The following is a 2,817-nucleotide window of genomic DNA, read 5'->3' as shown; positions in this document are numbered from 1 at the left end:
CGGTGATGATTGACTTGCCCGAGTAGCCATTGCGGGAGTTGGAGCTGGTTCTAGATTGGTGTTTTTGATATCCAAGGTGCTCATCGAGTTCAGCGTTTAACGCCGTTTCAACGGTCACCTTGGTTAACATTTTGCGGAAGTCATCAAGATCAGATTCTGTCTTAATTGACTTTGCTGCTTCACGAGCAAAAGCTTCGAGTGCTTTCTTATCCATATTGTCCATCCTTAGCCTTTAAGGCTTAAGTTTAGACAGTTACACAGAATTCAGGACACTCTCCTCATTTTCACACTGACTTGTTCAAGTCGTTATGGCAACACTGCCCCTTCAAATTATCTATGATTGGGCATTCACTACCACCGTCGCCTGGACATTCGGTAATCCACTCTTCTAGTTGCAACTTAATCAATGAAAGCTCTGCCAGCTTCTGTGATACTTGTTTCAACTTCTCTTGCGCTTTCTCTTTGACTGCAAAACTGGTCCGGGACGGATCGTTGGCAAGGGCGAGTAAGGATTTACATTCCTCTAAACTAAAACCAACGCGCTTGCATCGCGCAATAAGTAAAAGATCATCAATATGCGCTTGTTGATAATGACGGTAACCATTTTCTGAACGAAGGGGCGGCGATATCAGCCCCTTCTCTTCATAAAGACGAATGGACTTAGCGGTAAGTGCTGTTAACTGAGAAACTTGGCTAATATTCATAGGCTAACCATTGAGAAATACAAAGACAAAAACACAAAAGGCATGGGAGTGAACCATGCCTTGTTAGTGCTAAAAATACAATGAAATGCCATTTACGCAAGAAAAATAGCCTTTACTCTTGGCTAATCAGCCACGCTAGAATCGCCGCTTTATCGGCTTTGTCAGTTTTCTGGTACCAATCGGCCATCATGGTCACTAGCTTATTTTCGCTCACCAGCGGCTGATTAACAGCGGCACGGTTTGCAAAGGCCCAATTGGCAAATTCTTGTTGCTCCGCGCTAGTTGCTTCGCCATAGAGATACTGCACCATTGTGAAACTAGTTGGCACGGCAGTCGTTACCGGCTCTGCACTGATTACTGTCTCACTAGCTTGAGCAGGCATTGGAGCTGCTTGACCACGTTTTTGATTAAATCCGACCTGATTCAGTGCACTGATTGAGGCGACTTTCGCTTGCGAATTATATTGATAGAGCTCTTTTTCATAATCTCGGATCAGTGAAAAACCTTGTGTGACTAAAACGTCTTGTTGAAACTCCACTGACTGCTTAGCTGCATTAGTCAAGACAACCGCAGGGTTCTTATCAAATGCTTTGGCAGTGGTTTCATCTTTGACCATCGATGCCGGTTTAAGCAGCACCTTACTATTGCTTTGATTAAAACTCACCACGATCGCCGGTGATTTATATTTATTTTGATTACCACCAAAGTGAATTACTTTTTCAAAACGTACCAAAAGCTGGTTTGCGCCATCAGGTAGAGTAATTTCATTGGTATGGCCAAACGATATTTCAGGTTCAACGCCATTCACGGCTAGAATCTGGAGGTTTCGATCTATATTCACCACCACATCAGCGTAGGAGCTAGCAGAAATAACCATTCCTAATAACGCGCTAATCATAAGTTTGTTCATTATTACCTCCAGTTAAAAGGCGAGCTATCGCTCGCCTCGATTTACACTTTTAATCTATATGATTAGAAGTAGTATTCTACACCCATCAAGAAACGAGTTTGGTCATTGGCATCAGCATTGCCTTTGCCATCACCGTCAGCAGGGGTCATCATATCGTAATTACGCACGTCAAAGTAGAGTACTGCAGATGGGTCAAGTACATACAATGCGCGTGCTGTAATTGCACGACTACTACTTTCTGCTTGTGTTTCACCGCCAAATTTCGCTTTAGTCGTAGCAGAATAACCTGCTTTAAATAACCACTCAGATGTTGCCCAGTAAGCTAGTGTTGCAGAGTAAGCATCCTGTTTTTTCTCAACATTATTTACTTCGTTAGTCATATGTTTCCAAGCAGCTGTCAAGCTCAACTTGTCAGTAATAGATACGTTACCACCAACTAAGTAATAAGCAGCTTGGGCTTCGTCTGTCTTAGCAGCCGTTGCATCAACCCATTTTTTCTCACCGTTAGAACTGTCAAATTCATAGTAGCCATCTTTAGCTGCAGTTACAGTTTTCTCTTTCGAACCAAGATAAGCACCACCGTGGATACCAAAACGTTCTGCGTTATAAGCTAACGCAAAGCTCACTACTGCGTTATCAGTAGAGCTTTCCATTTTGCTGGCAGATAGAGAGTATTTGAAACCACTGTAGTCTACAGAGTCGAAACGGATCACGTGGTCTGCACGGTCTTGGTAACCTGCACCAATTGCATTGTGCCAGTCAAATACATTACCTAAACCTGGGTTTGAGTGTGGCCAGTCTACATAATCGTAGATAGAAACAAGTTGACGCCCGACTTTGACTGTACCTACATCATCAAATGCTAAACCAAGATAGGTATCACGACCACCAAATTGACCACCAGTATCACCATTAAATGCGTTAGATGTTTCAATTTGCCACACAAAATCAGGGCCAAAATTATTGAATGATTGAGTGCCACGAAGCCCGACACGTGATTCAATTTCCACACCAACAGTATCATCTTTCGCGCTATCACCTTTACTTTCAAAGTAAAGGTTACCAGCAGCTTGACCGTACAACTGGACATTGTCCGTTAGTTGAGCAGCTTGAACACCAACTGCAGCCATAGCAACTGCAGCGCCTAAAAGAGTACGTTTAAACATTTTGTCCATGGAAAAACTCCTAAAAAATAGATATAGC

Annotated in this window: 4 protein-coding genes; all 4 read right to left on the bottom strand. The window is 42.9% G+C overall.

Annotated features, from left to right (window positions below):
- A partial coding sequence (locus AACT21_RS08580; RefSeq protein ID WP_176430221.1) for a transposase occupies positions 1 to 214 on the bottom strand: 214 nt, incomplete at its 3' end.
- Between the two features lie 70 nt (positions 215 to 284).
- Positions 285 to 704 (bottom strand): Cu(I)-responsive transcriptional regulator, encoded by a 420-nt coding sequence (gene cueR, locus AACT21_RS08575; RefSeq protein WP_017043453.1) that lies wholly within the window; start codon positions 702 to 704, stop codon positions 285 to 287.
- A gap of 112 nt (positions 705 to 816) precedes the next feature.
- Positions 817 to 1,614, bottom strand: coding sequence for a YccT family protein (locus AACT21_RS08570; protein WP_094164284.1), 798 nt, complete (start codon positions 1,612 to 1,614; stop codon positions 817 to 819).
- Positions 1,615 to 1,676: 62 nt separating this feature from the next.
- Positions 1,677 to 2,789 (bottom strand): porin, encoded by a 1,113-nt coding sequence (locus AACT21_RS08565; RefSeq protein ID WP_013857319.1) that lies wholly within the window; start codon positions 2,787 to 2,789, stop codon positions 1,677 to 1,679.
- Positions 2,790 to 2,817: the final 28 nt, after the last annotated feature.

Origin of the sequence: Vibrio sp. V08_P9A1T1 (assembly GCF_963874405.1) — a bacterium.
GTDB lineage: Bacteria > Pseudomonadota > Gammaproteobacteria > Enterobacterales > Vibrionaceae > Vibrio > Vibrio anguillarum.
The sequence above is the reverse complement of the archived record's forward strand: the minus strand, read 5'-3'. Positions and strand labels throughout refer to the sequence as shown.

Excerpts from the sequence above, each read along its gene's own strand:
- cueR (WP_017043453.1), bottom strand. The coding sequence starts at position 704 with ATGAATATTAGCCAAGTTTCTCAGTTAACAGCACTTACCGCTAAGTCC.
- AACT21_RS08565 (WP_013857319.1), bottom strand. The coding sequence starts at position 2,789 with ATGGACAAAATGTTTAAACGTACTCTTTTAGGCGCTGCAGTTGCTATG.
- AACT21_RS08570 (WP_094164284.1), bottom strand. The coding sequence starts at position 1,614 with ATGAACAAACTTATGATTAGCGCGTTATTAGGAATGGTTATTTCTGCT.